Annotated in this window: 21 protein-coding genes; 13 read left to right on the top strand and 8 right to left on the bottom strand. The window is 48.9% G+C overall.

The features are described 5' to 3' along the window. The first annotated feature begins 202 nt into the window (after positions 1-202). Complete coding sequence (locus tag ACO0K3_RS08745; protein ID WP_422983715.1) at positions 203-2,479, top strand: ATP-binding protein; 2,277 nt, start codon at positions 203-205, stop codon at positions 2,477-2,479. 37 nt (positions 2,480-2,516) lie between these two features. Further along, the gene (locus ACO0K3_RS08740) at positions 2,517-3,026 is read left to right on the top strand and encodes a lipocalin family protein (protein WP_422983713.1); all 510 of its coding nucleotides are present in this window, start codon (positions 2,517-2,519) and stop codon (positions 3,024-3,026) included. 84 nt (positions 3,027-3,110) lie between these two features. On the opposite strand, the gene ACO0K3_RS08735 is transcribed toward ACO0K3_RS08740, so the two are convergent. Then, a complete protein-coding gene (locus ACO0K3_RS08735; RefSeq protein ID WP_422955965.1) occupies positions 3,111-4,196 on the bottom strand; it encodes a TRAP transporter substrate-binding protein in 1,086 nt (361 codons plus the stop codon). 530 nt (positions 4,197-4,726) lie between these two features. On the opposite strand from ACO0K3_RS08735, the gene ACO0K3_RS08730 reads away from it, so the two are divergent. From ACO0K3_RS08730 to ACO0K3_RS08710, 5 genes are all read left to right on the top strand, one after another. Further along, a complete protein-coding gene (locus ACO0K3_RS08730; RefSeq protein WP_422983711.1) occupies positions 4,727-5,155 on the top strand; it encodes a DUF4440 domain-containing protein in 429 nt (142 codons plus the stop codon). Between the two features lie 65 nt (positions 5,156-5,220). Further along, positions 5,221-6,270 (top strand): DMT family transporter, encoded by a 1,050-nt coding sequence (locus tag ACO0K3_RS08725; protein WP_422983709.1) that lies wholly within the window; start codon positions 5,221-5,223, stop codon positions 6,268-6,270. Between the two features lie 241 nt (positions 6,271-6,511). Further along, positions 6,512-6,862, top strand: coding sequence for a copper resistance CopC family protein (locus ACO0K3_RS08720; protein ID WP_422983707.1), 351 nt, complete (start codon positions 6,512-6,514; stop codon positions 6,860-6,862). A 2-nt stretch (positions 6,863-6,864) separates the two neighbouring features. Beyond that, positions 6,865-7,782: a CopD family protein gene (locus ACO0K3_RS08715; protein ID WP_422983705.1), complete on the top strand. Its 918-nt coding sequence runs from the start codon at positions 6,865-6,867 to the stop codon at positions 7,780-7,782. Between the two features lie 134 nt (positions 7,783-7,916). Beyond that, positions 7,917-8,513, top strand: a complete 597-nt coding sequence (locus ACO0K3_RS08710; protein WP_422983703.1) for a phosphatase PAP2 family protein — start codon at positions 7,917-7,919, stop codon at positions 8,511-8,513. A 227-nt stretch (positions 8,514-8,740) separates the two neighbouring features. Here the strand turns inward: ACO0K3_RS08710 and pmbA are convergent, their stop codons facing one another. Next, positions 8,741-10,093: a metalloprotease PmbA gene (gene pmbA, locus ACO0K3_RS08705; protein WP_422983701.1), complete on the bottom strand. Its 1,353-nt coding sequence runs from the start codon at positions 10,091-10,093 to the stop codon at positions 8,741-8,743. Between the two features lie 83 nt (positions 10,094-10,176). On the opposite strand from pmbA, the gene yjgA reads away from it, so the two are divergent. The 4 genes from yjgA (at position 10,177) to ACO0K3_RS08685 (ending at position 13,282) form a co-directional block, all read left to right on the top strand. Beyond that, a complete protein-coding gene (gene yjgA / locus ACO0K3_RS08700; protein WP_422955975.1) occupies positions 10,177-10,827 on the top strand; it encodes a ribosome biogenesis factor YjgA in 651 nt (216 codons plus the stop codon). Further along, positions 10,817-11,452, top strand: a complete 636-nt coding sequence (gene mog / locus ACO0K3_RS08695) for a molybdopterin adenylyltransferase (protein WP_422984049.1) — start codon at positions 10,817-10,819, stop codon at positions 11,450-11,452. The genes yjgA and mog overlap by 11 nt, the downstream gene beginning before the upstream one ends. A gap of 315 nt (positions 11,453-11,767) precedes the next feature. Continuing rightward, positions 11,768-12,439, top strand: coding sequence for an alpha/beta hydrolase (locus ACO0K3_RS08690; RefSeq protein WP_422984047.1), 672 nt, complete (start codon positions 11,768-11,770; stop codon positions 12,437-12,439). A gap of 180 nt (positions 12,440-12,619) precedes the next feature. Beyond that, the gene (locus tag ACO0K3_RS08685; protein ID WP_422983699.1) at positions 12,620-13,282 is read left to right on the top strand and encodes an esterase/lipase family protein; all 663 of its coding nucleotides are present in this window, start codon (positions 12,620-12,622) and stop codon (positions 13,280-13,282) included. 36 nt (positions 13,283-13,318) lie between these two features. Here ACO0K3_RS08685 and ACO0K3_RS08680 read toward each other — a convergent pair whose 3' ends face one another. The 3 genes from ACO0K3_RS08680 to purU form a co-directional block, all read right to left on the bottom strand. After that, on the bottom strand, positions 13,319-14,062 hold the full coding sequence (locus ACO0K3_RS08680) for a spermidine synthase (protein ID WP_422983697.1): 744 nt from the start codon (positions 14,060-14,062) through the stop codon (positions 13,319-13,321). Positions 14,063-14,077: 15 nt separating this feature from the next. Next, positions 14,078-14,617, bottom strand: a complete 540-nt coding sequence (locus ACO0K3_RS08675; protein ID WP_422960430.1) for a YaeQ family protein — start codon at positions 14,615-14,617, stop codon at positions 14,078-14,080. A gap of 374 nt (positions 14,618-14,991) precedes the next feature. Next, complete coding sequence (gene purU / locus ACO0K3_RS08670) at positions 14,992-15,861, bottom strand: formyltetrahydrofolate deformylase (protein WP_422984045.1); 870 nt, start codon at positions 15,859-15,861, stop codon at positions 14,992-14,994. Positions 15,862-16,215: 354 nt separating this feature from the next. Here purU and ACO0K3_RS08665 point away from each other — a divergent pair, with 354 nt between their 5' ends. Continuing rightward, on the top strand, positions 16,216-17,244 hold the full coding sequence (locus ACO0K3_RS08665; protein ID WP_422983695.1) for an NADP-dependent oxidoreductase: 1,029 nt from the start codon (positions 16,216-16,218) through the stop codon (positions 17,242-17,244). A gap of 100 nt (positions 17,245-17,344) precedes the next feature. Here ACO0K3_RS08665 and otnI read toward each other — a convergent pair whose 3' ends face one another. From otnI to ACO0K3_RS08650, 3 genes are all read right to left on the bottom strand, one after another. After that, positions 17,345-18,139: a 2-oxo-tetronate isomerase gene (gene otnI, locus ACO0K3_RS08660; RefSeq protein WP_422983693.1), complete on the bottom strand. Its 795-nt coding sequence runs from the start codon at positions 18,137-18,139 to the stop codon at positions 17,345-17,347. A 2-nt stretch (positions 18,140-18,141) separates the two neighbouring features. Beyond that, complete coding sequence (locus tag ACO0K3_RS08655; protein WP_422983691.1) at positions 18,142-19,143, bottom strand: bile acid:sodium symporter family protein; 1,002 nt, start codon at positions 19,141-19,143, stop codon at positions 18,142-18,144. A gap of 223 nt (positions 19,144-19,366) precedes the next feature. Beyond that, the gene (locus tag ACO0K3_RS08650; protein WP_422983689.1) at positions 19,367-21,511 is read right to left on the bottom strand and encodes a TonB-dependent receptor; all 2,145 of its coding nucleotides are present in this window, start codon (positions 21,509-21,511) and stop codon (positions 19,367-19,369) included. Positions 21,512-22,007: 496 nt separating this feature from the next. On the opposite strand from ACO0K3_RS08650, the gene ACO0K3_RS08645 reads away from it, so the two are divergent. Next, positions 22,008-22,337, top strand: coding sequence for a hypothetical protein (locus ACO0K3_RS08645; RefSeq protein ID WP_422983687.1), 330 nt, complete (start codon positions 22,008-22,010; stop codon positions 22,335-22,337). Positions 22,338-22,388 lie beyond the last annotated feature (51 nt).

Genomic DNA, 22,388 nt, shown 5'->3' with positions numbered 1-22,388 from the left:
TGAATAACGAATGGATACACAATCGATGTGGCAAGTGCTCAATCGCATGCTATGCTGTTCATCTGAATATCTGAATATTGGCGTCACATAGGCGTGACCTCAAGCCTAACGTCATGCCAAACTCTAGCAAGCAGTTTGCATACACTTTATAGTGGAAAGTAAGAACTACTTAACATACCCTAAGGCATCAGCACCTGATTTTATGTTGATCAAAAAATCTTTCCCACTATTACGCCTACCAGCCTTGCTGACGATCAGCATCTTTACGACCGTATTACTGACGGTTTTTTCGTTGCTGCTTCTGGTCAGCCATTTCACTTTCAATTACGCACAAAAAGAAGCGGAACAACGACTACAGCAATTAGCCTGGCAAATGCGGGACTCTCTTGACCTGGTCATGCAAAAAGCCGTCGGTGATGTGCAATTACTGTCTAATCTCAGCCAGGTAAAAGATGTCCGTGATCTGGCGGAGACAAGAAAGCTTCTGAACAATCTGCAAAAGACTTTTCCTTCATATGCCTGGATCGGACTGGCGGATCCTAAAGGCTCAGTACTGGTCGCGACACAAGGTCTACTGGAAAATCAAGATGTCAGCCAGCGCCCCTGGTTTAAAAATGGCCAAAAATCTCTCTACACAGGCGACTATCACCCGGCGCTGCTACTGGAAAAGAAGTTGCCTTACAGCGTAGAGCCGTGGCGATTTGTCGATGTATCGATTCCCATCACCAACTCAAATGGCACCTATCGCGGTGTGATGGGCGTTCATCTGAGCTGGGCATGGGCGAGAGAGACTGCCCACAAGCTGCTCGCACCAGTCGATAGTCAATATGCCGTAGATATCCTGATTATCCGTGAGGATGGCGCTGTGATCCTTGGTCCAAAATCAATGGAAGAGACCAAACTCAGTCCCGGCATCCTGGCTCATATCAAATCCAAAGTAACCGGTACCACGTCTGAACGATGGGCCGATGGCAAAGACTATCTGATTGGCTATGCACAAACAGGTCAGAGCAAGAATTACCCAAGCCTGAACTGGACCGTCTTAGTGCGCCAGAGCGAATCACTTGCGCTGGCAAATTCATACCAGTTGCAAAAAAATATCTTGTTGCTTGGTGGTCTGCTCGGACTGATGATGGCAGCACTCGCCTCTTTCCTGTCGCGCCGCTTGTCAAAACCGCTGAATCTGCTGAGTTCTGCCATAGAAGCCCGCGCGACAAATCAACTGACCACAAGTATTCCCATCGTCTATGGTTTTCATGAGGCGCATTTATTATCCGTGACCTTATCCGAGATGGTCACAGCCCAGGAAAATAGCCGGCTAGCGCTTCTGGATATCAACGAAAAACTAGAGTCGACCGTAGAAATACGGACCAGAGAAATCGCCAGAAAAGCGCAAGAGTTAGAACAGTCTTTACTCAAGCAACAAAGCGCGCAAAACAGATTGCAAGCCATCGCAGACAATCTCCCCTCCATCATCACCTATATTGATGCGAATGAGCGTCATGTGTTTGTCAACGCCTACATCAGTACGATGTACGATGCACAGCCAGAAGAGTTACTAGGCAAAACACTGCGTGAGATCAATGGGGAAGAACGCTATGCAGAATTTTCACCTCACATCAAGGCAGCGCTAGGTGGTGAAGCAGTGAGTTTTGAAAGTAATCGTATTGTGAGTGGTATCCCGCACTCTTACCAGTTCAACTACATACCGGCAAAAAATCAGGCAGGTGATGTTGAAGGTTTTTATGCAATGACATTTGACATCACCGAAAGAAAAAAAATTGAATTAATGAAGAGCGAATTCGTCGCCACAGTCAGTCATGAATTACGCACACCGCTGACGTCAATCAACGGCGCACTGCGCCTGATCGGCGCCGGACTAGCTGGTGCGCTGACTGAAAAAGCCAAGAACCTGATCGCCATTGCATCTCGCAATTCAGAGCGCTTGTTACGGCTCATCAACGACATCCTGGATATTGAAAAAATCGAATCCGGCAGCATGGAATTTGAACTGCGACCTACTGAATTACAACCGATTCTGCAAGATAGTATCGCTGCCAGCATCTCATTTGCCGAACAATACGGCGTGACGTTACATCTGGAACCAGATTCGTCCAGCCAGCAAAACTCCATGATCAATGTAGACAAAGACCGGCTCACGCAGATCATCATTAACCTGATCTCAAACGCGATCAAATTTTCAAGCACAGGCGGTAGTGTCAGTGTGTCATTAAGTAGCGTGAATGGTATTGCCAGAATCGCTGTGAGTGATCAGGGTTGCGGTATTCCCAAGAATTTTTATAATAAAATTTTTCAAAAATTCTCACAAGTTGATGGCTCAAATATCAAGAAAAAAGGCGGTACTGGGTTAGGACTCAGCATCTGCAAAACCATGGTGGAACAAATGCAGGGAAAAATCGGCTTTGAATCAGAAGTCAGTGTCGGCTCTATGTTTTATGTTGAGTTTCCTGTAATCTAAGCAAACCCATACCTGCATCCCCAGCTTACTATTGCCCATGAAAAAACTCTTACTCTCGCTCTGTATCTTACTTAGTGCCTGTGTCACGCGGCCAGACAATATCGTGCCGGTTGAGCACTTCGATACCGCCAAATATCTTGGTAAATGGTATGAAATTGCACGACTTGAACATTCGTTTGAAAAAGGTCTGAGCAAAGTCAGTGCTGAATACAGCTTGCGTGACGATGGCGGTTTAAAGGTACTCAACCGTGGCTTTAATGCAGCGGACAATGTCTGGAAAGAATCCATAGGCAAAGCCTACTTTGTACAACAGGCAGATCAGGGATTTTTAAAAGTTTCTTTCTTCGGCCCGTTCTATGGTTCTTACATCGTATTTGACCTAGATCCGAACTATCAATACTCGATGGTCAGCGGCCCGGACAAGTCCTATTTCTGGTTGTTATCACGTACACCGAGACTTGATCCGGCACTCCAACAACGCTTACTCGATAAAGCAAAATCTCTCGGCTTCGACACATCAAAACTGATCATGGTCAACCAGGAATAAACACCACATCACCGTCCATGTCATCGTTTAGATAATAAAAAACCGCACGCCAGGTGCGGTTTTTTTATTCCTATAGACCAAGCACTATTTCATCGCGCGTGCCAGGCTAAAACGTGCGAATGACTGCTCAGCGACATTAAACCATTGTCCCTGATTATTACGGAAGGCAACCCAGTCATCGTACACTTTTTTGAATTTAGGATTCTTGGCTGCTTCTTCTGTGAAAGTTTCCTGCGCTGCTTTAAAACAGGCTTCCATTACCGGTTGCGGGAAAGGTTTGAGTGAAATTTTGTTTTGCAACAAGCGTCCCAAAGCGGCCGGATTTTTTGCATCATACTTAGCTTGCATATCCAGATGCGCTTCCAGGCTCGCTACCTCAATCGCTGCCTGGAACAATTTTGGTAATTTCTCCCATTCTTTCTTACCAACATAGAAAGACAACTGGGCACCGCCTTCCCACCAGCCAGGATAGTGATAAACCTTGGCGACTTTGTAGAAACCAAGTTTTTCATCGTCATAAGGACCTACCCATTCGGCAGCATCAATCGTGCCTTTTTCCAAGGCTGGATAAATATCACCGCCGGCGATTTGCTGCGGTACGGTTCCCAGCTTGGTCATGACTTTGCCCGCGAATCCACCGACACGGAATTTCAAGCCTTTAAGATCCTCAACTGTTTTGATCTCTTTACGGAACCAGCCGCCCATTTGCGTACCGGTATTTCCGCCCAAAAAATTCACTACGTTGTAGTCGGCAAAGAATTCGCGCATCAGCTTCATACCGTTACCATGCATCATCCACGCAGTTTGCTGACGTGAAGTCAGACCGAAAGGTACCGCAGTATCAAAAGCGAATGTGGGGTCTTTACCGAAATAATAGTAAGACGCAGTATGGCCGATCTCTACCGTACCATTTTGTACCGCATCCAAAACCTGTGTGCCTGGGACAATCTCACCGCCGGCAAAAGGACGAATATTAAATTTACCATCGGTCAATTCTTTGACACGATTACAAAACACTTCTGCTGCGCCAAAAATCGTATCCAGGCTTTTAGGGAAGCTGGATGCCAGACGCCAGTTGAGTGTCGGGGTATCTGCTGCGAGTGCGGGCAGGCTTGCTGCTCCGACGGATGCGCCTACGGCTGCTTTTTTTAGAAAGGAACGACGTTCCATGCTGTCTCCAATGTGAGAAGGACTCCGGACAATTTTCCGGCCATAAGATGCAGATAAATAGCAAATTAAAAACCGAAAATCATTCTATGGGCGTCACCGTTAAGCCGCAATCAATGTTTATATTGCAACGCAACAAATACCGACTTCATTCAAGGCCTGACTGCCTATAAGTACCTGACAAGTCACACAAAGCTCAATTAATTCAACAGCTTAAGAAAAAAAGAGCACCGTCAACAAATTACTGCGTGTTTAGCATTGCGTATTTCTACGTATCACAAACTACGACACTCAACATACCCATACTAATGATGGAAGAAGCGACAAATATTCAATCTCTCTTTTGCTGTGCTGAATCTGCCGAAGTCTCTACGCTTTCACCGATGATCAATTAAATTCTATCGATTACGATGGCAACATACTCACCGTTTACATAAATCATGAAATACTCTTTGCCGTGACTCTTGTCCACCTCAGTCGCCGGCAGTGCAAACTCAGTTGAGGTATTTATCCAAAATCTGGAGATGAATAATATGTCTAAAGTGTTACCTCTGCTCATCTTAGTTTTTCTGACAAACTTGAGCTATGCCAGCGAGCCGAAAGAAACACTCGCGGCTTTCTACGCTGCATTGGCCGCAGGAGATCAGGCTAAAGCCACGGAGCTGCTTGCCCCTGATGTTACGATTTATGAGTCTGGTTACGTCGAACGTACTCGGGCAGAGTATGCCTGGCATCATCTGCCGGAAGATATCGCTTTTGCTAAGACATCGGTACGTACGGTGTTACAGCATAGTCAGCAAATTGACGGCAAGCTCGCAATGATCTGGGAAGAGACTGCAACGACGGCAAGGATCAAAGGGAAAGCTGTCAAAATACTGGGTACTGAAACCGCACTTCTGCAAAAATCAGGTGATACATGGTTGATCACGCATCTGCATTGGTCATCGCGTAAGTCCAAATAAGTACCGGTCTCCTCTCAAAATCAGCCCTTACGATAAGTACCATTCTCTACCGCCGACATTAACTTATGCGATTTAAAAAATTTCCTGCACTCAAAGGCGCCACATTCGCGCTACTGGCGGCAATCCTGTTCGGTGCCAGCACTCCGTTCGTGCAAGGTATTGGCGTCGGTATTGGTGGATGGATGACGGCGGCCTTGCTCTATGCGGGTGCTGCCACGGCAGGTTTTTTATTACGCTCAGACCAGACGACGGAAGCATCGCTACAAAAACAGCATTGGCCCAGATTGTTTCTGATGGCTTTGTTTGGTGCTGTCTTAGGACCGGCGGCGCTTGCATGGGGATTGCAGCACACCAGCGGCGTTGGGGCATCATTGATGTTAACGCTGGAAGCCGTATTTACCGTTTTGCTATCGTATTTACTCTATCGTGAGCAGATAGGTAAGAGAGTCGTGTTGGCCATTATTTTATTGTCTGCTGGCGGCGCCCTGTTAGTCGTTGATCAGTCCGATACGGACGCATCGCAGGTGATCGGATTATTGGCGGTGATGTCAGCAACGATTGCCTGGGGAATTGACAACACACTGTCGCGCGCTTTGGCTGATGTCAACCCCGGCCAAGTTGTTTTTGGTAAAGCGGTTCTGGGTGCCAGTTGCTCACTACTCATCGCGCTATCTCTGGGGCAAACGGTAGTGTCACTTTACGCCGGAGTAGGCCTGTTCCTGATCGGCGGTATCGGTTATGGATTGAGTCTGCGTTTTTATTTGCTGGCTCAACGAGAGTTCGGATCAGCGCGGACGGGATCAATGTTCGCCGCTGCACCGTTCATTGGCGCAGCCATCGCATTTGGACTAGGCGAAAGGCAAACCAGTGCGCTACTGATTGGCGGAGTCCTATTGATGATTGCAGGTGTCGCTTTACATCTGTTGGAAGAACACGAGCATGACCATGAGCACGACAATATAGACCATGAACATGCTCATACTCATGATGACGGCCACCATACGCACACGCATGAAGTCATGCCACAAGGGGTACATAGCCATCGACACAGACACGAATCATTAGTGCACCGGCACCCTCATACACCTGATCTGCATCATGGGCATCGTCATTAAAATTACCTTATGAGCACACGACCGTTTGCCTTAGCTGGCGGAATCTGCTTGCTGTAGATTGCTGTAACAGCTTAGGCATCACGTTTAAGTCGCCAGTGACGTCGGTTTCATTGCATTAACCGGCGTCTTAGCTGAGTTTGATGTCATCATATTTTTGCACTTAAACCATGTATGGTAAGGTCGATATAAAGATATGGCCTTACCGTAAAACAAATCCCCATTAACTTGAATGGAGTAAAAATTGATACAGCGCATCTTGATCGTCATCGCCACTTTTTGTCTGATGAATTCAGGGCAAGTCCATGCCCATGCGATGCTGGAACGTAGCTCACCAGCTAATAATGCCGTCCTTTCTGCTGCACCAAGAACAATCGATCTGAGTTTTGGGCATCCAACCAAGTTGGTTATGTTGAAATTGCTTAAAGACCAGGAGGTCATTCCATTGCTTACTGACAATGGACAAAGCGCAAAAACCTTTTCTGTTGCGCTACCGGCTTTAACTTCTGGGAAGTACCTTGCTACATGGAGTACTTTGTCTGGTGATGGACACGCCATGAAAGGAAGCATCACCTTTACTATTACCGGAAAATAAGATTGGATTCCACACTCCTGCATTTATTGGCCAGTATCGATGGGTGGCAAATATGCGCCATCCTGATCAAAGCCATTACCTATGCCACCTGTTTGACGATGAGTGGAGGCGTATTCTTTTTAATGATTTTTGCGGCTTACCTGGATGCGGCTGAAGTGCACACCATAAAACGCTTTACTGGCGTCATGACACTTATCGCCGCGGCACTCTCAATCGCCCGGATTTTTATGATGAGCGGCATGCTGAGCGATGATCTCAGAGGAATGTGGGATATCCAATTTTTACACATGGTACTAGGATCCAAAGAAGGACTCGCACTGAGCTTGCGTTTGCCCTGTTTGTTTTTGCTGGCCATATGGGCACATGCCGGAGAGCGAAACATACATCCCGCCTTGCCATTACTAGCTGCCCTTCTGACATCCGCATCATTCAGTGCAGTTGGGCATGTGAATGAATTAGAGGGAGAAACCCGGCTTCTGGCGCAATTACTCATTGTGCTGCATGTACTGGCCGTGAGCTTTTGGGTTGGCGCACTGTGGCCGTTACTCCACATCACGTATGACCGTAACACTTTACAAGTTGCGGCAATCGCTCATCAGTTTAGTAAGCTCGCCGTTATCATCGTCGGTATTCTGCTACTCGCTGGTGCAAGCTTGTTGTGGCTGCTACAGAGTTTTTCTGCAAAAGCCTGGCAAGCTGAATATGGTCAATTGATGATACTAAAATTAGTGTCTGTGTCGCTATTATCAGGTCTCGCGGCTTTGAATAAATTCCGGCTGACGCCGCAGTTACGGCATGGTGAACAAAGTGCCATTGCGACACTGAGATTATCCATTGTGATGGAAATGGTAGTTGCCGGAATCATTTTGCTGATCACGGCAAGTTTTACGACGATTACTGGTCCCGCCGCTACCGGTTAGCCAGATAAAAAATATTTGGTTCTATTAATTTTGTTTCTTCTGTTCCTTCTGATCATCCTGTTTAATTTACTCAGTTTTTTGAAACCTTACCCCTGTAATGCTTAGCTTACATTTATCAAAATCATAAACATCGTATGGAAGATTTTAATCAAGCTCTTTTTCTCTATCTCAACGCAGATCTCACAACACCTCATTGGATAATAACGATCGCTAGTGTTATTGCAGATTACGTTATTCTGTTTGTGCCATTGATGCTCGTAATGCTTTGGTGCAGAGGTGATACGCCAGCACGTAATCTGGCGTTAAAGTCGACGGCGGTAACGCTAACGGCATTAGGAATGAATCAACTGATCATTGCGTATTGGCCGCACCCCAGGCCGTTCATGATTAGTCTGGGACACAGCTTTATTCCGCATACAGCAGATGCCTCTTTCCCGAGTGATCATGGAACTGTATTTGCCGCCATTGCATTGACGTTTTTACTGTCCTCTGTTTGGTCGCTGACCGGATGGATAGTCGCTGTAGCGGGAACACTGGTCGCCTGGTCGCGCATCTTTCTGGGCGTTCATTTTCCTTTGGATATGCTTGGAGCAGTCGTCGTCTCCGGCCTCGCATGGATAGGCATTAAGCTGATATGGAGCAGAGTCGGCGATCCGCTTACTCAGTGGTGCGAGCAGATATATCGCGCTGTCTTAGCTCCGCTCATTTCACGTGGATGGATACACAGCTAGCCGCTACCTGAACCTAGCTAAGATAGGTCCCTGCTGCATAAGGAGAGAAGACATTGCCGTCTTTTTGAAATATGGGACGGGATCTTAATTGGCCATCAAAGTGATTCGCACAAAAGCCAGACTAAGATTTCCAGAGCAAATAATCAAAAAGCCCTCATCGCGAGGGCTTTTGGGCTTTTTGATTAGCGGATTCATTGTGAACTGTATCCAGACCCGAGGTGAAGAGTTTAATTCCCGGCGACCATCATGCTTTCGATCAAAATCGATCCGGTTTGTTTGGTGCCGCGTGTCAGCGTATCGGCACCGATCGCGACAATTTGCTGGAACATGTCGCGCATATTGCCGGCAATCGTAATCTCTTCGACCGGATACTGAATCACGCCGTTCTCTACCCAATAACCAGAGGCACCGCGTGAGTAATCGCCTGTCACATAATTCACGCCTTCGCCCATTAGTTCAGTGACCAGCAAGCCCGTGCCCATTTTTTTTAACATGGCTTTAAAATTGTCACTACGCTGCGTGAGTGCCGAGGTCATCGACAGGTTATGCGAACCGCCCGCATTGCCAGTAGTTTTCATTCCCAGCTTGCGAGCTGAATAGGTCGATAAAAAATATCCTTGCACGATACCGTTCTTCACGACATCGCGACGTTGCGTCTTAACGCCTTCATCATCAAACGGTGACGAGCCTACAGCGCCGATGACATGCGGGTCTTCAGTAATTTCAATGTGAGACGGGAAAACCTGTGTACCCAGACTATCCAGCAAAAATGTCGATTTACGATACAGAGCACCGCCGGAAACCGCCTGCACAAAGGTACCAAGCAAACCTGCAGCCAGCGGCGCCTCAAACAGGACTGGACATTTACGCGTATCGAGCTTGCGCGCATTCAGGCGTGCCAGAGCACGCTCCGCTGCATACCGTCCTATCGCTTCTGGCGATGCGAGTTTTTTTGCATTGCGTTGCGATGAATACCAGTCGTCACGCTGCATCCGTGCGCCTTTACCGGCAATCGGCGCGACTGAGATTGTGTGACGTGAAAAAGGGTAACCACCCATGAAGCCACGCGAATTCGCGGCGACAAAATGCGATTGCTGTACATAGACGCCAGCGCCCTCGCTATTCGTAATCCGTTTATCCACGGCAAAAGCTGCGGCCTCAGTACGGGCAGCGAGCTCGATGGCTTCTTCGGCGCTGATCAGCCAGGGGTAGCAGAGCTTTAAATCTTGCGGATGCTTTTCTAGCAAGTCTGCCTCGGGCAAACCTGCGCAATCATCTTCAGCGGTGAAGCGAGCAATGTTGTAAGCCGCGTCGACAGTGGCTTGCAGCGATGCGCTGGAAAAATCAGAGGTGCTCGCGTTGCCGCGTTTTTGGCCGATGTACACCGTCACACCGATGCCTTTATCGCGATTTTGTTCGATGGTTTCGACCTTGCCTTTACGTACACTGATCGACAAACCGCCGCCTTCGCTGATCTCGACTGCGGCGTCAGAAGCCCCTTTTTCGCGGGAAAAGCGCAAAACATCTTGTGCAATTTGCTTTAATTGATCTTGCGTATGGGTAAAAACTGGCTTGCTCATAGGCTGGGTTTCTTTGGAGTCGAAGATAAAAAGGGTATCATAGCAGCCGTTTCATTAGTTTATAGAATAAAGGCGCATACATTATGCCAAATCCAAATAGAGGCTCGTGCGGCTACCAATCCAGCGAATTCGAGCCAGAATACGAACGCCCATCAAAATCCCAGCTCAAACGCGAGAGCGATGCCTTGCAAAAGCTCGGGCAAGAATTGATTGATCAGCCACGTGACCGCGTTAAACGCGTACCGATGCCAGAAGATGTACGCGATGCGATTCTCGAATGTCAGACGATCAAGGATCACGAAGGCCGTCGCCGCCAGTTGCAGTTTGTCGGTAAAAAAATGCGCACCCTGGATGAAGCCGAAGTTGCGCTAATCCAGAAAACCATCGATAGCTGGAAAGGCAAGTCCAAATCCGACACGGCTGCCATGCATGCGCTGGAGCGCAAGCGCGAGAAGCTGCTGACAGACGACAAAGCCCTGACTGAGCTGCTGGAACAAAATCCCGAACTCGACGTACAGCATCTGCGCACGCTGATTCGCAATGCACGTAAAGAGCAAGCCGAGAACAAGCCACCAAAAGCCTATCGTGAGATTTTTCAGATTCTGAAAGAAATTCAGGTCGCCCAGCGTGCCGCACAGAAAAAAGCCGCTGGTGATGCTGGCGACACTGACGATGCCGATGACGAAGAAGAGTTTGACGATGTTGACGGCGATCACGAGCAGCATGAAGACTGATTCTGGCAGCAGCGCAGACAGCCACGGACCAGACCATCTGAAAATTGGCCTGGTATCGATTTCTGACCGCGCCTCGGCAGGTATTTATCAAGACCAGGGCTTACCGGCCCTGCAAGACTGGTTCGGGCATGCGCTAAGCAGTTCATGGAGCATGGAAACCCGCCTGATTCCCGATGAACGCGCAGCCATAGAGCAAGCCTTGATTGAGCTGGTCGACCAGGCGCAATGCCATCTGGTGATCACCACTGGCGGCACCGGTCCGTCGCGTCGCGATGTCACGCCGGAAGCGACACTCGCAGTAGCAAGCAAAGAGATGCCCGGTTTTGGCGAACAGATGCGTCAAATCAGCCTACAGTTTGTACCGACGGCAATTTTGTCACGTCAGGTCGCGGTGATCCGCGAGACAGACGAACATGCGGCATTGATACTAAATTTGCCAGGTCAGCCAAAATCGATCAAAGAAACGCTGGAAGGCTTAAAAGACGCCGATGGCAAGCAACTGGTGTCCGGCATCTTTGCTGCGGTTCCTTACTGCATTGATCTGATCGGCGGCCCGTATATCGAAACACATGAAGCGATCTGCAAAGCGTTTCGCCCAAAGGCGGCGATCCGCAACAAATCTTGATGCAGGATGCGGCGATCTGAAACAACGATCCGATACGGCAATCTGACATCGATTTTTCGCTCCGATTTTTCACTCCGATTATTCTCTCGCGATCCGCGATAACGCCATGCAACCAGCACGAAGCCTGATACGTTCATGAAAAGCAAAACCAGTCTGAATCCAGCCAGACGACGCTGGCTTGCCGCTCTGGCCTTGGGCAGTCTTGGTGCCGGTATCAGCGCTAGCACTGCCTTTACGGCTGAGGCACAGATAAACACGTCTGCTTCAGGCAAAATCAAACAACGTCCCCTCAACAAAACTACGCCAAAGTCCAACATGAGCCAACTACTCGACACCATAGAACTCGAAAGCGCACCGAACCCGACCGTTGCCATTATCTGGATGCATGGCCTCGGTGCCGATGCCAATGATTTTGTGCCTATCGTCAAAGAGCTTAATCTCAAAGGCTGTCCGGCGATCCGCTTTGTATTCCCGAACGCACCGACCATGCCAGTGACGATCAACGGAGGCTATGTAATGCGCGCCTGGTACGACATCCTTGGCACGGACATCGCCCGGCGCGAAGACGAAAAAGGCTTGCGCAGTTCTCAAGTCGCCGTAGAACAGTTGATCGAACGCGAAAAAACCCGTGGTATTCCGGCGAACCGCATCATCCTCGCAGGCTTCTCGCAAGGCTGCGCGATGACTCTGCAAACCGGATTGCGTTATCCCGAAAAACTTGCCGGCCTGCTGTGCCTGTCTGGCTATGTCCCTCTGCGCGATGTGGTAGCCAGCGAGCGCCATGCCGCCAACCAGCACACAGCGATTTATTTGGCACATGGCCGTGCTGATCCGGTGATTCACATTGACCGCGCCGAACAATCACGTGATCTGCTCAAGACCTTGGGCTATCCAGTCGAATGGCATGAATACATGATGCAACACTCGGTCTGCCAGGAAGAAATCGACGATATCAGCGCATGGTTAAAGAAGGTATTAAGCGCATGATTCGCTTATGAATTCGTTCATTAATTCGCTGAATAAGTAGCTGAATACAAGGCAGATACCGGCATTCCAGATGAAACACATACTCCTCTAGAGTATTTATAAATGCCTAGATAAACAGTGCGGGAATCGGTATGTTTTTACATATACTCCCGCATTTTTACATGTACGGAATACGAGTCTATGAGCGCATCAGAGAACAAACCCGTCAGCCAACCCTTACAAGCCCTGTTTGTCCACGGCATGGGACGCACGCCCTTGTCCGCATTTCCCTTGCTGTCGCGATTGCGCGACCACGGTTTGCAGACATATGGCTTTCACTATTTCGTTGCTCTGGAAAGTTTTGCGACGATAAAAGACCGGCTCGTCAGGCAGATCAGCGCGATCGCGGCCAAAGGTGACTACATCGTGATTGGACACTCGCTCGGCGGCGTCCTGTTACGCGCCGCTCTGAACGCCCTGCCTGAGGGCACTCGTCAACCGCAACAATTATTTCTGCTGGGCTCGCCAGTCACAGCATCACGAGTCGCCGGTCGCATCCGCAATCTCCTGCCGTTCCAACTCATTAGTGGTGACTGCGGACAATTGCTGTCGAGTCCAGAGCGCATGTCTGCGATTGGTGCCGTCAGCGTACCGACAATCGCCATCGTCGGCAACAAAGGTATTAAGGGTAAATATAGTCCATTTGGTGATGAAGATAACGACGGCGTGGTCTCGATTTCGGAAGCCTATGCAGCGTGGGCAGAAAAAGAGATTCTGTTACCCGTCATGCATACCTTGATGCCGTCAAATCGTCTGGTGAGCGAGACGCTGATTGCGCATTTGCATCCGGCCAGGCCTGCCTGACCAGTGCATGAGCGCACCCGCGAAACAGCGCGCCGTTTATTCAGTCAATTGTGATTTCATCCACTGCTTCAGACCATCTACCCAGACCTTGGCACGCAGATTATATTTTTTCTTAATCATGCCAGCACGTTCATACAGCTCGCTGAAATCCATTTGCGGAGCATTCTTAAACGCTATCACGACCAGATTTTCATCATCCACCGCGGGCAGCCAGACAACTGCATCAAACACCTGCTCCATTGCCAGAATGTTTTTTTCAAAGCTGTCGTAACTGCCGAATACATTGGTCGTCATGATGCCATTCGGCGTCAGGCATTCGAAGCATGCCTGATAAAACTCCGGGCTATCGAGTACGGGGCCATTCGCAATTTCGTCATACAAATCGACCTGCAGAATGTCGATGCAAGCGTGATGCGCCGGATCCAGTACAAAGTCCATCGCGTCTGCATTCAATACGCGCAATCTCCCGTCATTTTGCGGCAATGCAAACATGGTTTCGCATATTGCGATGACAGCAGGATTCAATTCAACGGCAGTGACCTTGCTTTGCGTGAACTGGCGGTAGCAGAACTTGGTCAGTGCGGCCGAGCCCAGACCAAGTTGCACGACATTTGAGGGAGCGTGCTGAAACAACATCCAGACCATCATGTTCTGCACATATTCCAGCTCAATCGCATCCGGCTTACGCAAGCGCATTGCGCCCTGCACCATCGGCGTACCCAGATGCAAAAAGCGTACGCCATCGTCTTCCGACGTGGTCACAGGTGGAAATTGCATCATGCGATTCGACATGACTTAGTCAGCCTTGAACGTTTCCAGGTCGATCTGTACCGAGTCCTCACCTGCTGTCATCCAGATCTGTCCATCCTGGATCGTGCATTGAAGCTGCATATTTCGCTGCGCCATTTTTGCCAATGCCTGACTGGCCGCGGCTGGCACATTCATCACGCGCAAATTTTTTGCGCGATCAAGACGACTGTTCATTTGCTTCCACCAGATGTCGCTGGTGCTGGCATAGCTGTAAGCCAGTACTTTCTCGGAACGGCCACAGGCTTTGAGCAGGCGGCGATCGTCAGGCTGACCGACTTCGACCCATAACTGAATAGCATCGGTGTAATCTTTTTCCCACAGATCCGGTTCTTCGGTATCGGAGATCCCTTTACCAAAGCTGAGCTTTTCACTCGCGTGGATAGCAAACGCCAGTACCCGTATCATCATGCGTTCGTCTGTCTCGGAGGGATGACGTGCAATCGTCAGACTGTGATCCGCGTAATAGCCGCGGTCCATGTCAGAGATGTTCAGATCGGCTTTATAAATGGTGGATTTGAGTGCCATGCAACTTCTACTTTATTAGAAAAAACAAAAGGGTGGAGACCACCCCGGTAGTGATGCGCAATACTGTATACGCATCGAAAAAAACAACATTACTGAGCGGACTACGCAAAAACTAAACCCTCTCACCAAAGACATACAGAGCAAAGGCCGACGTATGCGATTCCGCAGAACAGTAAGATCAAAACGACTCCGCAGGCTGAATGCGCCTGTTGGCACGAAAAACCTCTGGAAGCCGCATCCAGCCTGCGGGTTGAATATATATGGAGATAAGGAATCGACCGTTTTGCGTAAGCCCTGATTTATTTGTTTATTACTTAGTTAGGTATTACTTAGTGACGTATTACTTAGTGACGCATAACTCAGTGACGCCTAACTTATTTGAATACAACCGTCTTATGACCATTCAATAAAATACGATGTTCTACAAAGCATTTGACAGCCCGAGCTAACACCACGCATTCAACATCGCGCCCGATAGCGGTCAGGGTTTCCGGCTCCATCGCATGATCAACGCGCTCGACATCCTGCTCAATAATCGGTCCCTCATCAAGGTCACCCGTCACAAAATGCGCCGTTGCGCCGATCAATTTAACTCCACGCTCATGCGCCTGATAATAAGGTTTTGCGCCTTTGAAACTCGGCAGGAAAGAATGATGGATATTGATTGCTTTGCCCTTGAGCGCGTTACACAACTCCGGCGACAAGATTTGCATATAGCGCGCCAGCACGACCAGTTCGATGTCGTTGCTATCGACGATATCCAGAACTTTTTGTTCTTGCACGCGTTTGGCGTCGGCACCCGAACCTGTAGCGAGTGGCAGATGATGAAATGGAATATTGTAGCTGGCAGCGAGCTGATAAAAATCTGTGTGATTCGACACAATCGCCTTGATCTCGACCGGCAGCAATCCACTTTTATAACGGAACAGAAGATCATTCAGGCAGTGTCCGATTTTAGACACCATCAGCATCACACGGGGTTTGTGGCGTGCATCATGCAATTGCCAGTCCATCTTGAACTGCGTTCCCAATGCGGCAAAATCCGTACGCAATAGCGCGTCACCAAAGCTGGTATCTTCTGCCGCGAAATGGACACGCATAAAAAACAATGCGGACTGCGCATCGCCAAACTGGGCAGAATCGATGATGTTGCAACCGTGGTTCGCCAAGAAACCAGAAACGTTATGAACAATGCCGCGTTGATCAGGACAAGAGATGGTGAGGATATATTCTGGGTGCATAATGCGTAGTTAATAATTCAATATAAATGAGTGTGGCTTGATGCCTGATCTGTTGACGTTAGCTGAGATGGCAACGAGCGGCTTGATAAGCCTCTTGTTCGACCACTCGCAGACATTGCCGGTAATCACAATCACAGCAATGTCTGCTTTGTATTGATCCTGATGATCTTGTGCATTTCAGGAAACACGCGATTAGGTGATGCCGTAATATCGCTATACCCAATACCGTATTGTCGCATGAGCCAACCAGAATAGAATTAAAAAGCACGACCGTTCTAATTGAGGTATAGTAGTGCACCTCAACTTATTGAGTTTTTTTACCGACCACTCTATTTGCGCCATCAATCTGGAGACATCATGACAACAACACGTATCAATCAGCAATATAGATTAGCCGCACGTCCGGTAGGCACGCCAAAGCACAGCGACTGGACATTTACCTCCGAGCCAGTACGCGAGATCGCCGACGGTGAAATCGCAGTGCAAGCCATCTATCTCTCACTCGACCCGGCAATGCGCGGCTGGATGAATGAAGGCAAATCGTATATCCGTCCGGTAGCGATCAACGAAGTGATGCGTGCAGGTGGCTTGGGTAAGGTAGTCGAATCAAAATCACCGCGCTTTGCGGTCGGCGATTATGTCTCTGGCAGTATCGGCGTACAAAACTATTGGGTAGGTGCGGCGGATGACAAGTACGCAGGTTTCTACAAGGTTGATCCAAAACTCGCCCCGCTACCTAAATATCTGAATGCTCTCGGCATGCCAGGTATGACGGCGTACTTTGGCTTACTCGATGTCGGTATGCCAAAAGCAGGAGAAACCGTCGTGGTCTCAGGTGCAGCCGGTGCGGTAGGTCAGACGGTTGGTCAGGTCGCCAAACAAAAGGGTTGCCGCGTAGTAGGCATCGCCGGCGGCAAGGACAAATGTGAGTTCGTCGTCAATGAATTAGGGTTTGACGCCTGTATCGACTATAAAAACGGTTCGGTCAAAGATGGCTTAAAAGAACATTGTCCGAACGGCGTCGACATTTATTTCGATAACGTTGGCGGCGAGATTCTGGATACGGTGTTAACCCGCATCAACATGAAAGCCCGCATCATTATTTGCGGCGCAATCTCTCAGTACAACAATACGACACCGGTCAAAGGCCCTGCAAATTACCTGTCTCTGCTGGTCAATCGTGCCCGCATGGAAGGTATCGTCGTCTTCGATTATGCGGCACGCTATGGCGATGCAGTCAAAGAAATGGGCGCATGGATGGCACAAGGTAAATTCCACACACGCGAAGATATCGTCAAAGGAATAGAGACTTTCCCGGACACCTTGATGATGCTGTTTGACGGTAAAAATTTCGGCAAACTGATACTGCAGATCGGTGAGGAATAATACGAAAATTGCAGCTCAATTAAAGCCTTGAATCAATCGTACGTTGAATTAAAAAAGCCCTTTCTCGTCTGAGTAAGGGCTTTTTTTATTAGCAGTTAGCTTATTTGGCCAGCCATGGTTTCAGCCAATCCAACCCTGCAGATGTCGCGGCTTTCGGCCGATACTCGCAACCGATCCAGCCTTGATAAGCGAGCTGGTCGATCAGTGTAAATAAATAGGAATAATTGATTTCACCAAGGTCAGGTTCGTGACGATCTGGCACCCCTGCTATTTGAATATGGCCGATACCACCATGTTTGCGTTGCATGTCGCGCTGTAGCTTGACCGCGATATCGCCTTCAACCACCTGGCAATGATAGATATCAAATTGCACTTGCAAATTCTCCACCCCGATTTCGGCGCAGATCTCTTGCGCTTCATCCTGACGATTCAGGAAATAGCCTGGGATATCGCGTGTATTGATCGGTTCAATCAAGACCGTGATATTTTCTTTGGCTGCGAGTAAAGCGGCATACGCGAGATTTTTTAAATACACGGCACGATGACGCTGTCTGTCATTCTCATCATCCAGCAAACCCGCCATGACATGCAGCTTATCATTGCCTAACACACGGGCATAGGCCAATGCCTGATCCAGCGATTGTTTAAATTCATCCTCCCGCCCGGGAAGCGATGCAATACCCCGCTCGCCTTTGCTCCAGTCGCCCGGTGGCAGATTAAACAAGACTTGCTGCAAGCCATGCTCATCGAGTTGCTGGCGTAATTGCGCGACTGGGACCTCATAAGGGAACAGGTATTCGACACCTGTAAAACCATCTTTAGCAGCAGCGGCAAAGCGATCAATGAATGCATGTTCGTTATACATCATGCTGAGATTGGCGGCAAAACGTGGCATCCTTACTCCTTCGACTTAGTCAAATTTTGATCGGGCCGATCAACGGGTCTTCGCGCGTAACGTTGCGCGAGAACGGCACAGACCATGAGCTGCAACTGATGAAATAACATTAGGGGGAGCAACACCATACCCACTGCATGGCTGGCAAATAAAACTTTGGCCATCGGTACGCCACTGGCCAGACTTTTTTTAGAGCCACAAAATACCACGGTAATTTCATCTTCTTTAGTAAAGCCAAAACGCCGGCTGGCATAGGTCGTCATTAGCATAATCAACGCCAGCAGCAATGCGCTGATCAGGAGCAGGCTTATTAACATCATCGGTGGCAATTGCTTCCACAAGCCTTGCTCTACCGCCTCACTAAAGGCAACATAAACCACTAGCAAAATTGAGCTTTGATCCACCATTTTCAGCACACTCTGGTGACGGGTAATCCATGCAGCAATCCAGGGCCGGACGATTTGGCCGAGCACAAACGGTGCCAGCAATTGATAGACGATTTTCAATACTGCATCGAACGAAGAATGACTGTCACCATGCGCCACCACAATCAGGCTGACCAGCATCGGCGTCAAAAAAATACCCAGGAGATTCGATGCTGAGGCGCTGCATACCGCAGCAGGGACATTGCCCCGCGCCACCGAGGTAAAGGCAATGGACGATTGCACAGTCGACGGCAATACACATAAAAATAAAATACCAACATATAGCTCGGGCGTAATCATCCATAGCATCAGCGGTTTCAGCAGCAGCCCCAGCAAAGGAAAAACAGCGAAGGTGAACAACAGCACTGTCAGATGTAAACGCCAGTGTGTCATCCCCGCCACGACAGCCTCACGCGACAACTTAGCGCCATGCATAAAGAACAGCAGACCGATCATCAGGGTAGTCAGGTAGTCAAAGCCGATGGCAACGTTGCCAGTACAAGGGAAAATACTCGCTGTCAAAACTACAGCCAATAACAACAAGGTCATGTTGTCAGGTAAAAAACGGGGACGCTTCATGATGGGATCAGTAACGGAGATCAAAGAGGGTTGATCCGATTGTACTTTATCCGGCGTGTTTTGGATGATGGGACAAACAGCCCGCGCGTACACGGGAGGGCCGAGAGTTAGGAGCGGAGTTGGGATAGTCCGGACTTCTGCCAACCCAGTGGCCTAGCTTAGCGAGCTGGCTTAATGAGCTGGCTCAGTGAACTAACTCACTGAGCCAAGCTACCTGGCCCGATCAGAACTTCATATTTAAGCCAACACGCAAAGCACGCGGTGAGCCTGGCGTAATGTTGTTATTGCTGTTCGCCGATGCATAATATTTTTTATCCAGCAAATTCTCGATATTCACTTGCAGATTAATATTTTTATTCACGACGTAATACACAGCACCATCAAGACGCGTGAACCCTGGGAGCACGACTGTATTATCCGTAGAGGTGTAGATTTTACTGCGGTAGACGATACCTAAGCCAGCACCCCAGACCGAGCTGAAATCATAACGATTCCAGAGTGAGGCGCTATGCTGAGGCACTTGTGCCAGAATCGCACCGGCCTTCACTGTTGCAGATTGTGCCTTGGTGATTTTAGCGTCCTGGTAAGCATAACCGCCCATGACACTCCACTCGCGTGTGAGCTTGCCGCTGATGCCGAATTCGACACCTTTGCTGCGTTGACCGTCGACCAGAATCGTTTTAGTGGCATCTGCCGGATCGGTAATCGCGACATTGCTGCGATCAAGCTGATAGATCGCGACACTGGTGCTCAGGTCAGGATGGATATCCCATTTGGCACCGACTTCCAGATTTTTAAATTCTTCCGGATCAAAAGCTTTGTTGGTCGCCGTCAACGAAGACAACTGATCCCCTGCACGCGGTACAAACGCAATGCTGTAGCTCGCATACAAAGAAACATCCGTCATCGGTTTATAGACCAGGCCGACGCGCGGTGATAACGGCGTGTCAGTGGTTTTAATATTTTCAGCGGTACGGTTATTGGTAAAGTCGACGTCAAAATTATCGCGACGCACACCCGCAATCAATTGCCATTGTGGCGAAAATTCGATCTGATCCTGGATGTACACTGACTTGGTCGTCACCGTGCCGTGATTGTTCGCATCAGTCGCCGCTTGTTTGAATGTAATAGTGGCATTGGTCACCGGATTTGATACCGGCACATTGATCGATGTCGCGTTCGTACCGACAGACAGGAAATAACCGGTATTGCGGAAATTATCCGTAGTCTGCTGCCCCAGTTCCAGCCCAGCGACCAACTTGTGCTGTACCGAACCTGTGTTCAGATTGAACATGACATCAGTCTGGTTGAAGATATTCGTTCGCTGGGTTGCATTGTTGTACGCAGAGATCGCCACGCTGGTGCCAGCCGCATTCACCGCACCAGGAAATACGTTTTGATAGAACTTGTCATAATCCGCATAACGGGTGCGGTTACGTAAGCTAAGGCCATTACCAAAATCATGGTCGATCAGCGCGGTGAAGGCGTCGGCTTTGGACCAAGTCTGGCTCAGAGCAGCGTTACCGAAAAAAGTCGACGGATCTGTGTTTAGAGGTACACCGTTAAATGAAGGCACACCACGATCAGCTGTGCGCTCGTCTTTAAAATGCTCATAGCCCAGTACCACGCTGGTATCTGCACCGGCCCGTATCGATAAGGTTGGATTGATACCAGAGCGCTTCAGGTTAAATCCATTGCGATAGCTATCCGAATTTTCAATGAGTCCATTGACACGGAAAGCGGCTGTTTCATTGATTGCCTGTCCTAGGTCTGCGGTAGCACGGCGATTGTTCCACGACCCCAACGTCAGCGATGCTTCGCCGATACTGCGCCATTCCGCTTGCTTGGTCACACGATTGATGATGCCGCCGGAACCACCACGACCAAAGATCATCGCATTTGAGCCTTTTAAGGCTTCAACGCTCTCGATATTGTAAAAATCGCGATAGTACTGGACGTCATCGCGAATCCCGTCTACGTAGAAATCACCGGTCGAACTATTACCGCGGAATACAGCGGTATCACGATTACCTTCGCCTTGCGCAGTGACCACACCAGGCACATAGCGGATCACATCGGCCATGCTCTGCATTGCCTGATCGCGCATCAGTTCTTTGGTCACGACTGTGATGGCTTGCGGTGTATCACGTAGCAAGGTATCTGTTTTTGTACCGGTAGCACTGCGTTTCACGCTGTACTTTTGCTCTGCTGCACCAGTAATTTTTACTTCAGGCAACACGGTATCCGACGCTGGCGGAGCAGTTTGTGCAAAAGCAGGAATGACGACACTGGCAAGCAAAGCTGGCAACAGTGCAGGACGAAAACGCAAGGCGGGGGCGGGAGTAACGACAGGAAACTTCATGGACATCTTTCTCATAATCAGCGATTTCAGCAATTCAATAAACAAGGTGATGGCTGGCTGGGAGAAGAGTCTGTTGGCTAGATAGTGAATCTCTTGGCTGGCGTGATGACGTAATTATAAATGAGAACGATTAACAATTGCATCTAAAAATTAGAACAACATGACCTGCATCAGGGATTTTTAGAGATTTGGCGGGAAGATTGCGTCACTCCCCTCCTCTGCCAGGAAGACTAATTACGATCTTCACAAGATTGATGCAAAACAAATCAATGCAGAAAATTGGACCCAATTCCTGCAGCTTTCTTTATTTTCATTCATTTTTTTCAACGAAGCTGCCGCAATCCAGCATGCTTTTACCCTGCTTTATCCCCGAGTTTATGCATTTCATCGCATGCAACTGGCAAGCACAGGGGCATTTGCCTAAAGTGATGACATCGCAACACGAGATGTCAATTTCAGTAATTAACCTCAAGTTCACACGTACACACATAGGAGCACTACCATGAACACATTGAATCAATTCAGTAAAGTCATCTATTCCGTCGCAGTGATCGCCAGCGTTCTGGCCGTATCGTCCGCTTACAAAGCACCGGCACCTGGCGAGATCAATAGCAACAGCGATAAAGCGATGCCAACCGTGACAATTGCGGCGAAACGCCTGAATGCCGACGAAAAACTCGCGTATGATCTGCAATCAGCATCTGGCATCCAGACAGTCATGATCTCCGCCAAGCGCATGAATACTGAGCAAAAGCTCGCGATGGACAGAGATACACTTGCACAACGCCAGGCAGCAGCTAAGTACGCAAAAACGATACAGCAATCCGTCTAATCTCTGGCGGATTCCAGATCAAAAAGAATTTAGTAACAAAGTTTTGCATTG

It is taken from the genome of Undibacterium sp. Rencai35W, assembly GCF_049340185.1.
Lineage (GTDB): Bacteria > Pseudomonadota > Gammaproteobacteria > Burkholderiales > Burkholderiaceae_D > Undibacterium.
Note: the sequence above shows the minus strand (reverse complement) of the source record. Positions and strands in the feature narration are given on the sequence as shown.

What these genes read in the sequence shown, in the direction of transcription:
- ACO0K3_RS08745 (WP_422983715.1), top strand. Translation starts at nt 203, where the DNA reads ATGTTGATCAAAAAATCTTTCCCACTATTACGCCTACCAGCCTTGCTG.
- ACO0K3_RS08740 (WP_422983713.1), top strand. Translation starts at nt 2,517, where the DNA reads ATGAAAAAACTCTTACTCTCGCTCTGTATCTTACTTAGTGCCTGTGTC.
- ACO0K3_RS08735 (WP_422955965.1), bottom strand. Translation starts at nt 4,196, where the DNA reads ATGGAACGTCGTTCCTTTCTAAAAAAAGCAGCCGTAGGCGCATCCGTC.
- ACO0K3_RS08730 (WP_422983711.1), top strand. Translation starts at nt 4,727, where the DNA reads ATGTCTAAAGTGTTACCTCTGCTCATCTTAGTTTTTCTGACAAACTTG.
- ACO0K3_RS08725 (WP_422983709.1), top strand. Translation starts at nt 5,221, where the DNA reads ATGCGATTTAAAAAATTTCCTGCACTCAAAGGCGCCACATTCGCGCTA.
- ACO0K3_RS08710 (WP_422983703.1), top strand. Translation starts at nt 7,917, where the DNA reads ATGGAAGATTTTAATCAAGCTCTTTTTCTCTATCTCAACGCAGATCTC.
- pmbA (WP_422983701.1), bottom strand. Translation starts at nt 10,093, where the DNA reads ATGAGCAAGCCAGTTTTTACCCATACGCAAGATCAATTAAAGCAAATT.
- yjgA (WP_422955975.1), top strand. Translation starts at nt 10,177, where the DNA reads ATGCCAAATCCAAATAGAGGCTCGTGCGGCTACCAATCCAGCGAATTC.
- mog (WP_422984049.1), top strand. Translation starts at nt 10,817, where the DNA reads ATGAAGACTGATTCTGGCAGCAGCGCAGACAGCCACGGACCAGACCAT.
- ACO0K3_RS08690 (WP_422984047.1), top strand. Translation starts at nt 11,768, where the DNA reads ATGAGCCAACTACTCGACACCATAGAACTCGAAAGCGCACCGAACCCG.
- ACO0K3_RS08685 (WP_422983699.1), top strand. Translation starts at nt 12,620, where the DNA reads ATGAGCGCATCAGAGAACAAACCCGTCAGCCAACCCTTACAAGCCCTG.
- ACO0K3_RS08680 (WP_422983697.1), bottom strand. Translation starts at nt 14,062, where the DNA reads ATGATGCAATTTCCACCTGTGACCACGTCGGAAGACGATGGCGTACGC.
- ACO0K3_RS08675 (WP_422960430.1), bottom strand. Translation starts at nt 14,617, where the DNA reads ATGGCACTCAAATCCACCATTTATAAAGCCGATCTGAACATCTCTGAC.
- ACO0K3_RS08665 (WP_422983695.1), top strand. Translation starts at nt 16,216, where the DNA reads ATGACAACAACACGTATCAATCAGCAATATAGATTAGCCGCACGTCCG.
- otnI (WP_422983693.1), bottom strand. Translation starts at nt 18,139, where the DNA reads ATGCCACGTTTTGCCGCCAATCTCAGCATGATGTATAACGAACATGCA.
- ACO0K3_RS08655 (WP_422983691.1), bottom strand. Translation starts at nt 19,143, where the DNA reads ATGAAGCGTCCCCGTTTTTTACCTGACAACATGACCTTGTTGTTATTG.
- ACO0K3_RS08650 (WP_422983689.1), bottom strand. Translation starts at nt 21,511, where the DNA reads ATGTCCATGAAGTTTCCTGTCGTTACTCCCGCCCCCGCCTTGCGTTTT.
- ACO0K3_RS08645 (WP_422983687.1), top strand. Translation starts at nt 22,008, where the DNA reads ATGAACACATTGAATCAATTCAGTAAAGTCATCTATTCCGTCGCAGTG.